The organism is Nereida sp. NH-UV-3 (assembly GCF_042939535.1).
In the GTDB taxonomy this organism is placed as follows: domain Bacteria; phylum Pseudomonadota; class Alphaproteobacteria; order Rhodobacterales; family Rhodobacteraceae; genus Nereida; species Nereida ignava.
Map to the genome: position 1 here is coordinate 899,487 of NZ_CP132157.1, position 17,185 is coordinate 916,671.

The 17,185-nt window shown below is 55.8% G+C and carries 19 protein-coding genes and 1 other RNA gene; 7 read left to right on the top strand and 13 right to left on the bottom strand.

All coding sequences use genetic code 11. The features are described from left to right. Positions 1-31: 31 nt before the first annotated feature. From NeNHUV3_RS04350 to NeNHUV3_RS04370, 5 genes are all read right to left on the bottom strand, one after another. Positions 32-601 carry a 5-formyltetrahydrofolate cyclo-ligase gene (locus tag NeNHUV3_RS04350; protein ID WP_391482703.1) on the bottom strand — a complete coding sequence of 190 codons (570 nt, stop codon included), beginning with the start codon at positions 599-601 and terminating at the stop codon, positions 32-34. After that, the gene (gene mgtE / locus NeNHUV3_RS04355) at positions 598-1,953 is read right to left on the bottom strand and encodes a magnesium transporter (protein WP_391483170.1); all 1,356 of its coding nucleotides are present in this window, start codon (positions 1,951-1,953) and stop codon (positions 598-600) included. Before mgtE ends, NeNHUV3_RS04350 begins: the two co-directional genes overlap by 4 nt. 107 nt (positions 1,954-2,060) lie before the next feature. Further along, positions 2,061-2,540: a CAP domain-containing protein gene (locus tag NeNHUV3_RS04360; protein ID WP_391482704.1), complete on the bottom strand. Its 480-nt coding sequence runs from the start codon at positions 2,538-2,540 to the stop codon at positions 2,061-2,063. Positions 2,541-2,553: 13 nt separating this feature from the next. Continuing rightward, positions 2,554-3,375 (bottom strand): inositol monophosphatase family protein, encoded by an 822-nt coding sequence (locus NeNHUV3_RS04365; RefSeq protein WP_391482705.1) that lies wholly within the window; start codon positions 3,373-3,375, stop codon positions 2,554-2,556. Between the two features lie 109 nt (positions 3,376-3,484). Continuing rightward, a complete protein-coding gene (locus NeNHUV3_RS04370) occupies positions 3,485-3,835 on the bottom strand; it encodes a helix-turn-helix domain-containing protein (protein ID WP_048597312.1) in 351 nt (116 codons plus the stop codon). Between the two features lie 348 nt (positions 3,836-4,183). Between NeNHUV3_RS04370 and NeNHUV3_RS04375 the strand changes: the two genes are divergently transcribed. Together NeNHUV3_RS04375 and NeNHUV3_RS04380 are read left to right on the top strand one after the other, a co-directional pair. Next, a complete protein-coding gene (locus NeNHUV3_RS04375; RefSeq protein WP_391482706.1) occupies positions 4,184-5,143 on the top strand; it encodes an NADPH:quinone oxidoreductase family protein in 960 nt (319 codons plus the stop codon). 213 nt (positions 5,144-5,356) lie between these two features. Next, on the top strand, positions 5,357-6,094 hold the full coding sequence (locus tag NeNHUV3_RS04380; protein ID WP_048597336.1) for a Bax inhibitor-1/YccA family protein: 738 nt from the start codon (positions 5,357-5,359) through the stop codon (positions 6,092-6,094). A gap of 291 nt (positions 6,095-6,385) precedes the next feature. On the opposite strand, the gene rpmG is transcribed toward NeNHUV3_RS04380, so the two are convergent. From rpmG to NeNHUV3_RS04420, 8 genes are all read right to left on the bottom strand, one after another. Then, complete coding sequence (rpmG, locus tag NeNHUV3_RS04385; protein ID WP_048597310.1) at positions 6,386-6,553, bottom strand: 50S ribosomal protein L33; 168 nt, start codon at positions 6,551-6,553, stop codon at positions 6,386-6,388. 87 nt (positions 6,554-6,640) lie between these two features. Beyond that, complete coding sequence (locus NeNHUV3_RS04390) at positions 6,641-7,114, bottom strand: hypothetical protein (protein WP_391482707.1); 474 nt, start codon at positions 7,112-7,114, stop codon at positions 6,641-6,643. A gap of 162 nt (positions 7,115-7,276) precedes the next feature. After that, positions 7,277-7,669: RNase P RNA component class A (gene rnpB, locus NeNHUV3_RS04395), an RNA gene on the bottom strand. A gap of 31 nt (positions 7,670-7,700) precedes the next feature. Continuing rightward, entirely contained in the window at positions 7,701-8,390 is a 690-nt protein-coding gene (locus NeNHUV3_RS04400) for an N-acetylmuramoyl-L-alanine amidase (RefSeq protein ID WP_391482708.1), read from the bottom strand. Between the two features lie 18 nt (positions 8,391-8,408). Beyond that, entirely contained in the window at positions 8,409-9,212 is an 804-nt protein-coding gene (locus tag NeNHUV3_RS04405) for a hypothetical protein (protein WP_048597307.1), read from the bottom strand. Between the two features lie 107 nt (positions 9,213-9,319). Beyond that, the gene (gatA, locus tag NeNHUV3_RS04410; protein ID WP_391482709.1) at positions 9,320-10,798 is read right to left on the bottom strand and encodes an Asp-tRNA(Asn)/Glu-tRNA(Gln) amidotransferase subunit GatA; all 1,479 of its coding nucleotides are present in this window, start codon (positions 10,796-10,798) and stop codon (positions 9,320-9,322) included. A gap of 5 nt (positions 10,799-10,803) precedes the next feature. Beyond that, positions 10,804-11,091, bottom strand: coding sequence for an Asp-tRNA(Asn)/Glu-tRNA(Gln) amidotransferase subunit GatC (gene gatC, locus NeNHUV3_RS04415; protein WP_341246004.1), 288 nt, complete (start codon positions 11,089-11,091; stop codon positions 10,804-10,806). 177 nt (positions 11,092-11,268) lie between these two features. Then, the gene (locus NeNHUV3_RS04420; protein WP_391482710.1) at positions 11,269-11,718 is read right to left on the bottom strand and encodes a nucleoside deaminase; all 450 of its coding nucleotides are present in this window, start codon (positions 11,716-11,718) and stop codon (positions 11,269-11,271) included. A 153-nt stretch (positions 11,719-11,871) separates the two neighbouring features. Between NeNHUV3_RS04420 and NeNHUV3_RS04425 the strand changes: the two genes are divergently transcribed. The 5 genes from NeNHUV3_RS04425 (at position 11,872) to NeNHUV3_RS04445 (ending at position 17,180) form a co-directional block, all read left to right on the top strand. Continuing rightward, a complete protein-coding gene (locus tag NeNHUV3_RS04425; protein WP_391482711.1) occupies positions 11,872-12,999 on the top strand; it encodes a pseudouridine synthase in 1,128 nt (375 codons plus the stop codon). Positions 13,000-13,096: 97 nt separating this feature from the next. Beyond that, positions 13,097-13,924 carry a TerC family protein gene (locus tag NeNHUV3_RS04430; RefSeq protein WP_391482713.1) on the top strand — a complete coding sequence of 276 codons (828 nt, stop codon included), beginning with the start codon at positions 13,097-13,099 and terminating at the stop codon, positions 13,922-13,924. 162 nt (positions 13,925-14,086) lie between these two features. Beyond that, positions 14,087-14,986 carry a 5-bromo-4-chloroindolyl phosphate hydrolysis family protein gene (locus tag NeNHUV3_RS04435; RefSeq protein WP_391482714.1) on the top strand — a complete coding sequence of 300 codons (900 nt, stop codon included), beginning with the start codon at positions 14,087-14,089 and terminating at the stop codon, positions 14,984-14,986. 4 nt (positions 14,987-14,990) lie between these two features. Next, the gene (locus NeNHUV3_RS04440; protein ID WP_391482716.1) at positions 14,991-16,187 is read left to right on the top strand and encodes a toxic anion resistance protein; all 1,197 of its coding nucleotides are present in this window, start codon (positions 14,991-14,993) and stop codon (positions 16,185-16,187) included. Beyond that, a complete protein-coding gene (locus NeNHUV3_RS04445) occupies positions 16,188-17,180 on the top strand; it encodes a DUF2927 domain-containing protein (protein ID WP_391482717.1) in 993 nt (330 codons plus the stop codon). Positions 17,181-17,185 lie beyond the last annotated feature (5 nt).

The window sequence follows — 17,185 nt, forward strand, 5'->3', positions numbered from 1 at the left end:
AAGATGCGCGCTCAAATAATCCAACAAACGCCTATGGCGTGATCACGCCCTGTTCGGTCACAATCATGTTGAGCGGCTGATCTGTTGGCTCAAGCGGCAAGGCGGTTTGCTGTTGTGCGCTATAGGCAAAGCCAATCGCCAACGTAGGACGCGCAGCGCGCAGCAACTCAAGAGTGCGGTCGTAAAAGCCGCCACCGTAGCCCAAACGCCCGCCAGCGCCATCAAATGCGACAAGCGGCACAATCACAACTTCGGGGATCAACGTATCGCCCTTTTCGGGCACCATCGCCTTAAACGGGCCTTCGATCATGGGCGCGTCAGGTACCCACTCACGAAACGTCAGCGGTTTTCCCGCAGCCTCGATCACGGGCAAGCACACTTTACCGTGTGCAGCGGCCTCGGACATTGCAGGGCGCGGATCAATCTCGGTGTTGATGGGCCAGTATCCGGCGACGCAAGAGCCACGGTATCCTGCAAGAACCTCACTTAGCACACCCGCAGCCGCGTCTGTGCTGGCCTCATGGGCAATGTGGCGGGCGGCAAAAGCAGTGGCGCGGGCGGCCTTTTTCAACGAAGCAAGTTCGTTTTCAGCGCTGCTCATAGTAGCACCATCGCGGCCAAGCCGAGAAACGCGAAAAAGCCTACAACATCCGTAACGGTGGTCACAAAAGCACCGGAGGCAAGCGCAGGATCAACGCCCAGCTTTTCTAGCACCACCGGAATAACCGTGCCCGCAAGCCCCGCAATGACCAAATTGACCACCATGGCTACACCGATGACAGCCCCCAACACGGGCGAGCCAAACCACAGCACACCGACCACGCCCATCACAACCGCAAAAATCAAACCGTTCACCAAGCCCACCAAAACCTCGCGGCGGATAACGCGCCATACGTTGCTGCCGGTCAAATCTTTGGTCGCAATCGCGCGCACAGCCACGGTCAATGACTGCGTGCCCGCATTACCGCCCATGGAGGCAACAATCGGCATCAAAACCGCAAGGGCCACAAATTGCGCGATCACATCTTCAAACTGCGCGATCACGAGCGAGGCCAAGATCGCCGTGACCAAATTTACAGCCAACCAAGGGAAACGGCGCTTGGTGGTCTCGATCACTTTGTCCGACAGCGATCCCTCGCCCACACCTGCAAGCCGCAGGATATCTTCTTCGTGTTCTTCATCTAGCACGGCCATGGCGTCATCTATCGTGATGATGCCTACAAGGCGCTCGTCAGCATCCACAACGGGGGCCGAAATGAGGTGATATTGGTTAAACGCATAGGCCACATCGCCTTCGTCCTGATCCACGCGGAACGTGCGAAAACTGTCCTCAACGATCTCAGTCAACTCTGTGTCGCGGCGTGAGCCTAAAAGCTTGCCAAGTGTCACATAGCCCACGGGCTTCATGCGCGGGTCCGTCAGAACGACGTGATAAAAATCATCCGGCAGATCATCTTCATTTCGCAGAAAATCAATAGCTTGGCCGACTTTCCAATGCTGCGGGGCCATAACGACCTCACGCTGCATCAAACGGCCAGCGGATTCCTCGGGGTATGAAAGTGACTGCTCAACCGCGACGCGGTCCGCATCATCAAGCGCCTCAAGCACCGCGCCCTGTTGCTCGGCGCCCATGTCCTCAAGCAGGTCAACAACGTCGTCAGTTTCAAGATCGCGCACCGCCGAGGCAAGCTCTTGCGGCTCAAGCCCGTCAATGACTCCTTCGCGCAGACTTTCTTCCAACTCGGACAGAACATCCCCGTCCACGCCGCCCTTCCAAACCGACAACAAACGCGACCGCGCGCTGTCATCAATTTGCTCAAGGTAGTCGGCAATATCGGCGGGGTGGAGCGGCTCCATCAGAACCGAGATTGCATCCCCGTCTTGCGCCTCAACAGCCTCGCGCACCGCCGAAGCAAACCGTCCATCAAGGGCGAAATCACCGGCGTCACTCATGGATGCTGTGCTGTCGTGCTCGGCCATTGTTGCCCCCATCGCCCTCGTCGCTGCGCCTCTTGTATGAAACGCGCGGGCCAATCAATCAACCGCGCAATCGCCCGAACCTAGCGGCAGGGGGCGGCCAAAACCATTACCCAGTTGTCGCCGTCTTGCGCCAAACCAAAAGCGCGGGCTTTGGGGTTCAAAATATTGGCGCGGTGCCCCGCAGAGCCCAGCCATGCGGCCAGCACAGCTGCCTCACTGGGCCACGTGTTGGCAATGTTTTCTGCAGCAAAACAGGCATCGTAACCGGTCATTTTCACCCGCTGCAGCACGTTGGAGCCGCTTGAGCCGCGATGCGAGAAAAAACCAACCGTGCTCATGTCAGAGGCATGGGCCAGTGCTGCGCGGTCCAATCGCGTATCACGCACAACCGAGGGCACACTGTTGCGCAACCTGTTTTGATTAACCGCGAGCAGAAAGTCACCCTGTACCGCGGACAGCTCTGCGTATTGCTCACCCTCAATTACGATGGGCCGTAAATTACCGCCAACAGCGCATCCGCTTAGGGTCAAAATACACGCCCCGATCCATACTCGTAACATCTTTCACCCCTTACTAAACGCTATCGTTAAACGGCTCCAAAATCTTCAACGCCTCAGCGTGTACCTGCGCATTTGCAGCAGCTACTACCCGCCCGCCGTGATGGGCTACCCCCCCATCCCAGCTGGTCACAACACCACCCGCGGCCTCGATCACCCCGATCGGACCCGCTACATCATAAGCATTCAACCCCGCTTCGATTACTAAATCAACCTGACCCGTCGCAACCAAAGCATATCCGTAACAATCCATGCCAAACCGCGTTAGTTTGCACAGCTTCGAGACGGCCTCAAAACCTGCGCGTTCAACAGGACTGCCCACTTCGGGGAAAGTGCTGAGCAAAATCGCATCGCCAAGTGCTGTCGTCTGGGTCGATGTACGCAGCGGCATTTCGCCGTGCGGGCCGCTCATCCGTGCGGTGCCAAACCCACCAACGAAACGCTCGCCAATATACGGCTGATCAATCACGCCAAGCAAAACACCGCTCTCATCTTGCAGAGCAATCAACACGCCCCAAGTCGGCGTGCCACTAATGAACCCGCGTGTGCCATCAATCGGATCAAGCACCCACGTCAGCCCCGATGTGCCAGCGGTCGCGCCATATTCTTCACCCAAAATCCCGTCATCGGGCCGCAGATTTGCAAAAACGTCCCGCATCGCACGCTCGGCGGCGCGGTCTGCTTCGGTCACAGGGTCAAAATCGGCTGGGCGCTTGTTGTCCACCACCAGCGGCGCGCGGAAATACGGCAGGATCACATCACGCGCAGCACCTGCTGCCGCATGTGCGGCTTCGATCAAAGCGCGTTGCAGGTCTGGATCAATCGTGCGGCGGTCCATGTGCGGCGCTCCATCAAAGCAAAAAGGGCACCCTACGGCGCCCTAGAGACCTACAGCAGACCCACTGCCCTATTCAAGTGATCCCGAAAATGAGGAAGCGTAAGCTGCGCTAAGCAACGTCGCTGAGGACACGCGCGAGATCAAACAGCTTGCGGCGCTGGTTTTCTGGAATGGCGTAATATGTGCGCACCAATTCCATCGCCTCTTTTTCAGCGAACATGTCATCAACCTCAGTGGTGGGCGTGTCTGCGCCATCAAAGAAAAAGCTAACAGGGCAATCAAGAGCACCGGCAATGTCCCAAAGTCGAGACGCAGAAACCCGATTTGCACCGGTCTCGTACTTTTGGATCTGCTGGAACTTGATCCCGACAGCTTCCGCCAATTGCTGTTGGGTCATCCCCACCAGCCAGCGCCGGTGACGGATCCGTTTCCCAACATGTTCGTCGACGTGATGCGTCATAAATTCATTCCACCTCTGATTGCATAGCAATTACCACAAGCAACCCATGCGACAAATCACAAAAAATTCACGCTGCTGTAGCCAAAAAATTTCAATGTAATGCAATACATTGATAATGTTATAAATAACTAGCCTCTATTGTTGAATATGTGCGCGAATATCTTTCGAAACGAGAAAATATTCAAAATCCTGCATTTGTGGTACATATTTGACACCTTGCCCCTACGTCACTTCACTGTATCCATTGGTATGCAATTAAAACAGCATACAAAATTGTATGGGAAATTTTACAAAAGCACCCTTTTGTCCCTAACGATTCGCCTGAATGCTTAACCAATGAGGCCCGATATGCGCGCTTTTCAAATTCACGACCTCAAAACACCTCCCACTTTGTGTGACGTGCCCCGCCCCGCTGCAGCCGCTGGTGAAGTGGTCGTGAAAGTTGCGGCATGCGGACTAAACTTTGGCGACTTACTGATGATGACGGGCCGCTACCAAGAACGCCCGCCCTTGCCTGCTACATTAGGTATGGAAATCTCTGGCACGGTGGCAGAAGTGGGTAATGGTGTGCACCATCTTCGCGTGGGTCAACGAGTCATTGGATTTGGTGGCCACGGCGGTCTTGCAGATTACTGCGCACTGGCAGCAGACCGTTGCGCCCCGCTTGATGACACTATGGACGACATAACCGCGGCCGCTTTTCAGGTGGCCTACGGGACCAGCCACCTAGCGCTCACCAAGCGCACGCGCCTTGCCAAGGGCGAAACCTTGCTGGTGACTGGCGCCGCCGGTGGTGTTGGACTAACCGCGGTTGAATTGGGGGCCAAGCTTGGCGCAACAGTGATTGCAGCCGCGCGCGGAGCACAAAAACTCGAAATCTGCAAAGCGGCAGGCGCACATCATGTGATCGACACAGATACTGACGACCTAACAGCCCGCGTCAAAGCGCTTGGCGGCGCGGACGTTATCTATGAAACCATCGGTGGTGATGTTTTCACGTCGGCTTTCAAAGCGTGCAACCGAGGCGGGCGTATCGTTGTGATCGGCTTTGCTGGTGGCACTGTGCCCCCCGTTGCTGCAAATCACCTCTTGGTGAAGAACATTGATCTGATCGGTTTTTATTGGGGTGGATACCTACCCATAAATCCGGGCGCGCTGCATGAAAGCCTGAGTGATCTGATGCGTTGGCACGCTGCCGGCAATCTTGCGCCCCACGTCAGCCACGTTCTACCGATTGAGCAAGCAGCAGACGCCTTTGAGTTGTTGCGTGCACGCAAATCTACAGGAAAGATCGTTATTACGCTCTAGCGGTGCGGCTTAATGCAGGCCTTACAACGCAATTTCAAAACACCGTGATTAAAGGTAATTTTGAACCGGATATTCCATACTACACACCAATATATTAGACCGATATCCCTTGAAAACGGGTGGTAGTATGACAATATGACAAGCAATCGCGGCGGGGGTTTTAACCCTTCCCGACGCGGCGTCAGGGAAACTTAAGCGAAAGGGCCAATGGAAATGGCACAATTCGACACTGCCCGCGCAGGCGTGGGCATCCGCACCGCAGAAATCGACGAGGGTCTGCGCGCACATATGAACAAAGTCTACGGCACAATGTCCGTGGGCATGCTGATCACATTCGCAGTAGCTTGGGCCGTGGGTACATCCCCTGCCTTGCTGTCTGTGTTCCGTGACCCCGCAACACTGCAACCAAACATCCTCGGCTGGATCATCATGTTCGCACCGCTGGCGATGGTTTTCGGCTTCAGCGCCATGATTAACCGCTTCTCGGCGGCGGCTGCACAGCTGTTCTTTTACGCCTTTGCGGCGGTGATGGGCCTGTCAATGGCTTGGATCTTCGTGGCCTTCACAGGCATGAGCATCGCGCAAGTGTTCCTGGTAACATCGATCGCCTTCGCGGGTCTGTCGCTTTACGGCTATACTACAAAGAAAGACATCTCAGGCTGGGGTAGCTTCCTCATCATGGGTGTGATCGGCATCTTGGTGGCAATGGTCGTCAACATCTGGCTGCAATCACCAGCGATCATGTTCGTGGTCTCTGTTCTGGGTGTTCTGATCTTCGCGGGCCTCACAGCTTACGACACACAAAAGATTAAGACAGAGTACCTCGCACACGCCCACCACGGCGACACAGAGTGGCTCGGCAAGTCAGCGATCATGGGTGCGTTGAACCTCTACCTCGACTTCATCAACATGTTCATGTTCCTGCTGCAACTGCTCGGCAATCGTGAATAATCAAACGCTAGTTTGACGAACGCAAAGCCCTCCGCGCACATCGCACGGGGGGCTTTTTTCTGTCTGCGATGCAGGTTTAACCTGCAACTAAAGCAGGTGCTCTGAGAGAAGGTACAGAGGCGCAGTAGGTCTCTTTGAGGGGATCCGGAACGTGTATCCCATTGCATCCACCCAAACTGATCTACACACTGTTGAGACGGCTAAACAAAAACCAGCGAACAAAAAAAGCCACGCAGATCTGCGCGGCTTCTTGAATTAGATTAAGTAGTCGGAAAACCAGTAGCGCGAAGCTTACTTGATTTTGCCTTCTTTGTACTCAACGTGCTTGCGGATGACCGGGTCGTATTTGTTTACAACCATTTTCTCAGTCATCGTGCGGGCATTCTTTTTGGTCACGTAGAAGTGGCCAGTGCCTGCTGTTGAATTCAGGCGGATTTTAATCGTGGTTGGCTTCGCCATTTGATCTCTCCTAAAAGGGGGCCGCGCCACACCTCGGGGGCCGCTCCGGAAACTTGAACCCGCCTTCTATCCGCAACAGGCCCCAAGTCAACCTGATTCTGCGTCCAAATCGGGCAAATCATCCGCCGCTTGAAAAATACCTGCGCTAAACTGGCTGATTGGCGGATTGCGGATGGGATACCACCATAATTGCCGTGATATCATCAGGTCCATACGTGATCGGCGCAAGCACCGCCGCCATAATCTGCTGACGCCGCTGCTGTCTACGCGCTTGTGCTCAACGCGCACTGTAAGCCCATCTGCACTGCTACAAATCGCTGCTGCTATCGCCTCTCGCACCGAAGCAGGCCAAAGCATCTTCCAATGCAGCCCCTTGCGCTCACCTACACCGAAGTGGCTTTGGCTCATGTTATTTTCGCGGATGATCCTGCCATCCGTTTCAAGAATTTCGACGGACAGGTTCGTTTCGTCCATCATCAAATCCATGCGCGCCTGAGCGCGCGCTCCGCTCAAATCGCACGCATAACTATCGATTGTTCGAATTACATTTAACGCTGCCATAGCGGCAGACCCCAATCATAAACAAAGTATGAATATACTTAGAAACAGCGAACATGCCGCCTCATTGTTTGAACATACACCGTCAACTTTTAACCACACATGAATGTGTAACGTTTAGTTTACATTTTACTTTCAGAATACCGAAACTCATGCTGAGTAAAAATGTGTGGAGGGTCTATAAGCCGGATTTTGTCCAAGGCGTTGCCACCTCTGGATGACCATTCCTCTAGCGGACCTGTCACCAAGCCCGTCAAGCTGCCAACCCGAACCTGCTGGGGCCGATGGCGCCCCGCCCGACCGAAATCAGGCACGCGGTTCCTATTTGGCATTGCTCCTGGTGGGGCTTGCCATGCCGTCCCTGTTACCAGCGACGCGGTGGTCTCTTAAACCACCGTTTCACCCTTACCTTGCATGCAAGGCGGTCTGTTTTCTGTGGCGCTATCCGTCAGATTGCTCTGCCCAGGCGTTACCTGGCACCATTCCATCACGGAGTCCGGACTTTCCTCGATGCGCGCCCCCGAAAGGGCGCAACAGCGCGGTCATCCGACCCTCCACACATAGACTCGCGCTTACCCCTGTGCCTGTCTCAGGTCAACGACAAGCTGCGCGCGCTGAACCGTGCCGCAAGATCGTCCATCATCGCGCAGTCCGTCGCATCAAGCGGGCCAACGTGCCACGGGCGAAACCTTTGGCGGAATGCCTCAAAGACCGCATCCACACCCGCCTCGCTCACAGGATAGCCGAACTGTGCAGCAGTCTGCGCAAAATCAGCTGTGTCGCGCCCAATCGATGCATCAGGCCAAACAGAAAGCCCTTTTTGGGCCAAACGTTGCCAATCAAAAAACCGGCCCGGGTCTTGCTTGCGCGCAGGCGCCATATCCGAGTGGCCAATAACGCCGTGTGGTGCGATGCGCCAACGATCCATCACACAGGCCAGCACCACTTCAAGACGATGCATTTGGGCGTCACTAAAACGTACCCGCCCGCTGTTTAGCAGTTCAATCCCGATTGAGCGCGAGTTGATATCACTCACCCCCGCCCAACTGCCTGCCCCTGCGTGCCACGCGCGCATAGTACCGTCCACAAGCGTAAAGAGGCGACCATCCTCATCAATCAGATAGTGACAGCTGACCTCATGCTCGGGGGTACAGAGCCGTTCAAGCACCTCGTCCAAATCTGTCATCGCTGTGTAATGCAGCACCACAAGCTGGGGCGTCAGCCCATCCCGACGGGGGCCGAAATTAGGACTTGGGTGCCAAATACTATCCGCCAGCATTCTGTGCGCGGACCCTAGTTAATTGCCCGACTGTGCCTGAGCACGGGCGCGGCGGTAGGGGCTTGGATCCCAATCACAAGCAAATCCATCACCGTCAGGATCAAGTGCTTTGCGATCACGACGCGGGCCGCCTAACTCCAAAAATTCCTGCTGGGCCAGATCGTCGGATAAATACTGCGCACAATTGCGGGCATTTTTAGCCGCGAGGGCAATGCCGCGACGGGTGTAAAGGCTCTCACCCCGCGCGTTGGTGGTCTGCAGCGCATACTGCACAATGTTCGGCCCAGACGCGCCGTCCCGCGTGGGCAACGCAGTTGGCGCGACCTGCTCGAAGCGGCCTTGGTTTGCCGTGCGCCGTGCCGCGTCCGCTTCAATATCGCGTAACTGCGAAACCGCGTCAAAGTCGTTCTCACGGCTGATACCGGTCACAGCAACGGCTTCGGGGGCGGGATTGCTCGGGGATGCCTCAAGGGGTGCTTGGCCCGAATTATTCAACGCAGCCGTTGTGGCCGCTGCAATCTCTTGGGCGTCAGTCAGGCCTGAGGTTTGTGCGCCACTGACCCCTTGCGCGGCCCCGTTCACTGGGCCCGTTCCTGCGGGAACTGTGATGCCATTTACCTGCGGGTTAAGCGAAGCGGTGGTCACTGCGGGTTCGTTTTCAACCGGCAAGCCAACAGATCCTGTGCCGCGCAATTCTGCATCGCGTTGCTGGCTGCGCAATTTGAAATCATCAAACCCAACGCCGCGTGCACTGTTGGGCACTGCTGGCTGACACGCCGCCAAAAGAGCCACACCAAGCCCCAAGATCACAAAGTTTTTCACCGCAAATACGTCCTTACACTCAATTCAATTGCGTGCGTGGATCACGTGGCGGCTTCGGGCGACAAAACGTCAAAGGCCACGCGATTTTTTACCGCACGGCCAAGGGATTACCACCATTTGGTTGGTTTTGCTACAAATCCTGCGGCGCGTTCCAACGCGTAGGCGGAATTCAACAAATCGCCCTCTTCCCAAGGACGACCGATCAGCTGCAAACCAAGCGGCAGCCCTGACGCATCTGTCCCCGCAGGAACAGCGATGCCCGGCAGACCAGCCAAGTTAACTGTGACGGTGAAAACGTCATTAAGATACATTTGCACTGGATCCGCTGACTTCGCCTCACCAAGGCCAAAAGCCGCAGACGGGGTCGCAGGGGTCAAAATGGCATCCACACCCGCATTAAAGACGTTCTCGAAGTCTTGCTTGATCAACGTGCGCACTTTGCGGGCGCGGTTGAAATACGCGTCATAAAAACCTGCAGACAGCACATACGTACCCACCATGACGCGGCGCTGAACTTCGGCGCCGAACCCTTCGGCACGGGTCTTTTCATACATCTCAGTAATGCCATCACCCGCATCAAGCGTGGCGCGATGGCCGAACCGAACGCCATCATAACGGGCAAGGTTTGAGGACGCCTCGGCAGGGGCAATCACGTAATACGCAGGCAGCGCGTATTTGGTGTGGGGCAGCGAAATATCAATGATCTCGGCACCTGCGTCTTTGAGCATTGCTTGGCCATCGGCCCAAAGCTGTTCAATCTCGGCGGGCATGCCCTCCATGCGGTATTCTTTGGGAATACCAATCTTTTTGCCGCGAATATCACCAGTTAGCGCCGCTTCAAAGTTTGGTACAGCAAGGTTGGCTGATGTGCTATCCTTGGCGTCAAAGCCGCACATAGCCTCAAGCATAATAGCCGCGTCGCGCACATCTTTTGTCATAGGACCCGCTTGATCGAGCGATGACGCAAACGCCACAACACCCCACCGCGAGCACCGCCCGTACGTAGGCTTGATACCGGTGATGCCCGTAAAGGCCGCCGGCTGACGAATTGAGCCACCAGTATCCGTGCCTGTTGCCCCAAGGCACAAATCAGCAGCAACCGCAGCTGCCGACCCACCAGAAGAACCACCCGGCGTCAGCGCACGGTCATCGTGTTTCCACGGATTGATTGCGTCACCATAAACAGAGGTCTCGTTTGAGGACCCCATGGCGAATTCATCCATGTTCAACTTACCAAGCATTACCGCGCCCGCGTCGAACAACTTGCCAGACACCGTGCTTTCGTACTCGGGGCGGAAGCCTTCAAGAATACCCGAAGCGGCCTGCGACGGCACGCCCTTGGTGCAGAACAAATCTTTGATGCCCACAGGGACACCGTTCATATCCGGTGCATCTGCACCGCGACGCGCATCAGCGGCTTTGGCTTGCTCACGGGCGATCTCGGGCGTGTTGTGAACAAATGCGTTCAGCGCCGAGGCACCTTCAATTTCAGACAGGCACGCATCAGTCAGTTCAACGGACGTCAGCTCACCTTTGCGCATGGCGTCACGGGCAGCGGCGATAGTAAGTTTAGACAGATCAGACATCGGGTTTACTCCACCACTTTGGGCACGGCGAAAAAGCCTTCGCGTGCATCGGGGGCATTTTTCAAAACTGCTTTGGGTTGGTTGCCATCAGCGACCACATCTTCGCGGCGATAAAGGCGCTGCGGCGTCACGGATGTCATTGGCTCAACGCCTTCAACATCGACCTCGTTGAGCTGTTCGATAAAGCCCAAGATATTGCTGAATTCCGTGGCGAGCGCGGGCAGCGCGTCGTCTTCCACTTTGATCCGGGCCAGCTTGGCCACTTTGCGGGCGGTATCTATATCAATCGACATTTGGGGTGCTCCGAAACCTATTTAGGGCGGTTTAGCGGGGCGCGCCGGAATTGCCAAGCACGTGCCGCGCCCGCAACGTGCAATAGAGCCTAAAAACGTCAATTACCGTTTTGTTTTCGCACATTGATCGGCTTGAGGTAATCTTCGCCCCAACGCACAACGCATCAGGTCGTTTATTTAGCCGCGCAAACCAGAAAAGAAACGAGTTAACATATCTTGGGCCGCAGAGGCGTTGATGCCGTCATAGACTTCAGGGGCGTGATGACATTGTGGGTGGCTAAAGACGCGCGCGCCTTGGGCAACACCACCGGATTTCGGATCAGCCGCGCCATAATAAAGCCGCGCAATCCGAGCGTTGGAAATAGCCGCTGCACACATCGGACACGGCTCAAGAGTGACGTAGAGATCACATCCCGTGAGCCGCTCAACCCCCAACATTTTACACGCGTCACGGATGGCTAATATTTCCGCATGTGCGGTGGGGTCCGATCGCGCACGCGTCTCATTGCCCGCAGCCGCGATCACATCTCCTTGCCGGACAATCACTGCACCTACGGGAACCTCGCCGCGCTCTGCCGCGGCCGTTGCTTGGCCTAAGGCCACATCCATATGAGTTTGAAACCGCATAGACGCAGTTTACGCCCGCCTGTGCCTGCGTGAAAGCTCTTTGTGAAGTTTCCGCCATCCCCGCCCGCCGTTTCACGTGCTGCCCACAAACGGATCAACGCAGCAAAGGTTATGCGCTAGCCGTGGGCGGGCTTGCGTGCTACGAGCGCGCGTATGAGCAACACACCCAAAACGCCCGCCGACAAAACCGCCGCGAAAACGCCCTCCTCTGCTGCTGAGGCCATTGGTGCGCCGCGCCCTGACGCCAGCGGTGAACCAGTCAAAGGTGAGCGCATCGCCAAGGTTCTGGCTCGCGCCGGTGTTGCCAGCAGGCGCGAGGTGGAGCGTATGATTGAAGCCGGGCGCGTAAGTGTGAACGGTAAGATTATCGACAGCCCCGCGTTGAATGTCGGTCCCGGCGCGCGGTTGATGGTGGATAATGCCCCCATTGGACCCGCTGAAAAAGCCCGTCTGTGGCTATATCACAAGCCAAGCGGCTTGGTGACAACGGACCGTGACGAAAAAGGCCGCACAACTGTCTTTGACGATTTGCCCGAAGACATGCCCCGCGTGATGTCTGTGGGCCGGCTTGATCTTACATCCGAGGGGCTTTTGCTGCTGACCAATGACGGTGACATCAAGCGCCGTTTGGAGCTGCCAAGCACAGGCTGGCTGCGCCGTTACCGCGTGCGGATCAAAGGTAGCCTGTCGGAGAGCAAGTTGGATGAGTTGCGTGCAGGGATTACCGTTGACGGGGTGAAATACCTTGGCATGGACGTGCAGTTTGACCGCCAGCAAGGGGCCAATGCGTGGCTAACGGTGGGTATCCGCGAGGGCAAAAACCGCGAAATTCGCCGCACGATGGAAGCGATGGGCGTGGTGGTGAACCGCCTGATCCGCATCAGCTACGGTCCGTTCCGCCTTAACAATCTCAAAGCCAGCGAAGTAGAAGAAGTCAAAGGCCGCGTCCTGCGCGACCAACTCGGGATCGAGGCTGACGACGACACAGGCTTCGCCAAAAAGGCAGGCAAGAAGCCAGCGTTCAAAGGCAAAGGTAAGCCAGCCTTCAAGTCGCGCGGCGATACAGATGACGCAAGCGGCAAGCCAAAGCGCACCGTAACGCGCAGCGCGCAACGTGATTTTGACCGATCCGGCCGCGTAGCACCTGGCAAGCGCGCGGGCAGTGCAACACGTGTAGGCCGGATGGAAAATCCGAATGGACCCAAAGGACCGTCCAAAGGACCGGGACGCGGACCAGCCAAAGGCCCCCAAGGTGGTGGCAAGCCAAAAGGCCGCCGGTAAACACGGGCGTTAAGCCAAACTGAACAGCCCTGTTCCTTTCTCCGCCAAGCTGCTTTACCCATAGGCCAAGTGTTTATGGTGTGAGGAGCCGCGTTTTATGGCTGATATTTTAACGATCGAAAACCTCGGTAACTTGTTGATGCTGTGCTTTTTGCAAGCGGTACTGGGCTTTGACAACTTGCTCTACATCTCAATCGAGAGCCAACGCGCCCCCGTCGCCAGCCAGAAAGCCGTGCGATTTTGGGGAATCATCATCGCTGTGGCGCTGCGCGTTGTCCTTTTGTTTGTGATGATCCGGCTGATCGACGCGCTGGCAGAACCGTTCTTCATTATGAACTGGGACGGTGTGCTAACGGGCGGCGTAAACTTTGCCACCTGCGTCTTTTTGTTGGGCGGTATTTTCATCATGTACACAGCCGTAAAAGAAATCAGTCACCTGCTGACTGTTGAGCACCTTGATCACGACGTTGAGGGCAAGTCGGGCAAATCTGCAATGAAAGTCGTGATGCTGATTGTATTGATGAACCTGATCTTTAGTTTCGATTCCGTGCTATCGGCATTGGCCATCACAGACGTGTTCTGGGTGCTTGCCACCGCGATTATTCTATCAGGCATCGCCATGCTGGCCCTTGCAGACGCGGTGACTGCGTTTTTGGAAAAGAACCGCATGTACGAGGTTCTTGGCCTTTTCATCTTGTTGATCGTCGGCGTTGTCTTGTTGGGCGAAAGCGGCCAAGCCGCAGCCCACGCCATGCATGACGACAGCCTTGCCTTGATGGTGTTCGGATATGAAGTCATCCCAATGTCTAAAACCACGTTTTACTTCAGCGTCGTGGTGCTGTTTGCGGTGGAAATCATCCAATCGGGCTATACCCGCAAACTAAACGCCGAGCGGCGCACAGGGGCGCGGCCTGGTGGGCACTAAAGGGTCCACAACCGGGCGCCATTGGTAGTTTTGCAAACCGTACATATGTAATCTGGTAAGAGAGTGAAAAGGTAAGCCGATGGAAGAAACGGGCCTTAGAAAAATTGCGTTCTTTTTGTTGATCGCGCTGATTGCCTATGTTGCGGCATCGGGGGGCGCGTGATGGCAAAACGGTATTCCAGCACGCATTCGCCACGCCAAAGCGGTGACCAAGCCACTAGCTCCGCTGTCCGTGCCGAAAGTTTTGCGGGCAAAAAACGCACCAAAGCGGGTGGCCGCGTAAACCTGATGTTTTTTGTGGCAATCCCTTTGGCGATCCGCGCATTCCAAGGCACCCCAAACGAGCTTGCACAGAACTTACTCGCATTTGGGCTGCTCATTCTGGCAGCTTGGCTAACCCGCGAAGGCGTCATCGCCCATGAGGCCTATGACGCGCGCAAAACCGCCCGAAAACCCGCCATACCACGCAAGATTTTAGCCAGCGTCGCTTTGGCGTTGGGGCTTGGCCTTGCTGGCTTCTCGGGGACTGCGTCGTTGATGAATGTAGCCGTATTTATGGTGGTGGGGGTCGTGCTGCATTTGTTTGCGTTTGGTCCTGATCCCCTGCGCGACAAGGGACTTGAAGGGGTCGATAGTTTTCAACAAGACCGCGTCACGAAGGCCGTTGATCAGGCTGAGGCGCACTTGCAAAATATGAAACGCGAAGTGCTGCGCGCGGGCGACCGCCGCCTCACCGAACGGGTAGAGCAATTTGGGGCAACCGCGCGCACGATGTTTCGCACAATTGAAGACGATCCGCGTGATCTGACCGGAGCGCGCAAATTTTTGGGCGTCTATTTGCAGGGCGCGCGGGATGCTACTGCAAAGTTTGCGGATCTTTATGCGCGAAACGGCAATGCGGATGTGCGCGCAGATTACGAGGCGCTGTTGGATGATCTGGAGTTGAATTTTGCAGCACAGACCGAAAAAATGTTGCTCGATGACCGAACAGACATGGACATTGAAATCAAAGTGTTGCGGGATCGACTGCGACGTGAAGGCTTAAGCGCAAGTGGGGAGTGAAAGTATGACGAGTATTCAAGCAAACAAGCAAAAGGCTGAGGCGGCGCTTCAGGATGTGGAGAAGGTCACAAAGGCTGTCTTGGCAGAACCCTCAAACGCGTTGGTAACGTTACAAGAGGCAGACGCGCCCGCAAGCGAGCAGATCAAAAAGCGTATGGCCGAATTGGACATGAGCGATACACAATCGATCATCAGCTTTGGATCAAACGCGCAAACCGAATTACAACAAATCAGTCAGTCCATGCTGGCAGGCGTGCGTAACAAAGACGTAGGCCCCGCCGGTGACAGCCTGCGCGGCATCGTGAGCACCATTCGCGGCTTTTCGGTTAGCGAGCTTGATGTGCGCCGCAAACAATCCTGGTGGGAGCGGCTGTTAGGTCGCGCCGCACCGATGGCAAAATTTGTGGCCCGTTTTGAGGATGTGCAGGGACAGATAGACAAAATCACCGATGATCTTTTGGCCCATGAACATGTACTGTTGAAAGACATCGAAAGCCTTGATGTGCTTTATGAAAAAACGCTGAACTTCTACGATGAGCTGGCGCTTTATATCGCGGCCGGCGAAGAGAAACTGGCGGAACTAGACACAAAAACCATCCCCGCCAAAGAGGCCGAAGTGAGCGCTGCCTCCGAAGAAGACGGTGTGATGAAGGCCCAAGAGTTGCGCGACATGCGCAGCGCCCGCGATGATCTGGAACGCCGCGTGCATGACCTTAAACTGACGCGACAAGTCACAATGCAATCACTGCCCTCGATCCGCTTGGTGCAGGAAAATGACAAATCACTGGTCACGAAAATCAACTCTACGCTGGTCAACACAGTGCCTCTTTGGGAGACACAACTGGCCCAAGCGGTGACCATCCAACGCTCGGCCGAGGCGGCGGGTGCGGTGCGCGATGCCAATGATCTGACGAACGAGCTGCTGACCTCAAACGCCGAAAACTTGCGCAGCGCCAACAAGGTGATCCGCCAGGAAATGGAACGCGGTGTCTTCGACATTGAAGCAGTCAAAAAGGCAAACGCGGATTTGATCGGCACCATTCAGGAAAGCCTCGAAATTGCCGATGAAGGCAAACGCAAACGCGCCGAGGCCGAGACCGAATTGCAAACCATGGAAGCCGAATTGAAGGCGACCCTTGCCGCAGCTACAGCCAAACGCACAGGTCTTGGTGACGCCGCGGGCACGTCTGTTCCTAAGTAAATGATAGGGCGCTGTTCATATCGCGCAGCGCCCTATTCTTTGGGCCGCCTTTTGCGCCACAATGCGCGTAAATTCGCAGCTACTTTTGGCCTTTTGGCAGCAACGGGCTGTGTTACGCCCGGACAAAACGATGCGTTCTATGACAACACAATCAGTATCGATGCCCTCCGCCCCGAGGTGATCCGCTCTGCCAAAAGCTACAAAATTGAGGCCCACTATAAAAAACTGCAGGACTACTTGTTGGTGCGCGGTCTTCTTCGCAAGGACGGCGGCGGTGTAGATACCCCCTTTAGCACCGAAGACTTGGTGCAAAACTTTGTGCGCATTGCGTTTTTTGACGAATACGACACCAATGGTGGCCTTCAAGCCGTTAACAATAAAGCTAGCCCTTTGCGTCGGTGGGACGGGCCCATTCGGATGTCGATCGAATTTGGCGATACAGTCAGCGCGCAAATCCGTAAAGACGACTTGCCGCGCATTAAGGCCTATGCAAAGCGCCTTGAGCGGGTCTCGCGCAAGCGGATCAATCTGACGAACCGCCACGCAAATTACCATGTGTTAGTGCTCAATGAAGATGACCGCCGCCAAATCGGACCACGCCTGCGTGACATGATCCCTGGTGCCTCTGACGGGTTGATCCGCACAGTTGAGAACCTGCCTAAGACGACCCTATGTTTGGTGCTGGCCCTGTCCGACGCCCAAAGCACCGGCGGCTATACCAAAGCGGTCGCCATCATTCGCGCAGAACACCCTGATTTACTCCGCTGGTCGTGCGTGCATGAAGAAGTTGCCCAAGGGCTGGGCCTTGCCAATGACAGTGCGGCTGCACGCCCATCTATTTTCAATGACGACGAAGAGTTTGCTTTGCTGACATCCCATGACGAGTTGTTACTGCGCATGCTTTATGATCCCCGCCTGAAGACAGGCATGAGCGCGCAAGATGCGCTTCCAATTGTGCGCCGCATCGCGGCTGAATTAACGGGTGGCACCTAGCGGGC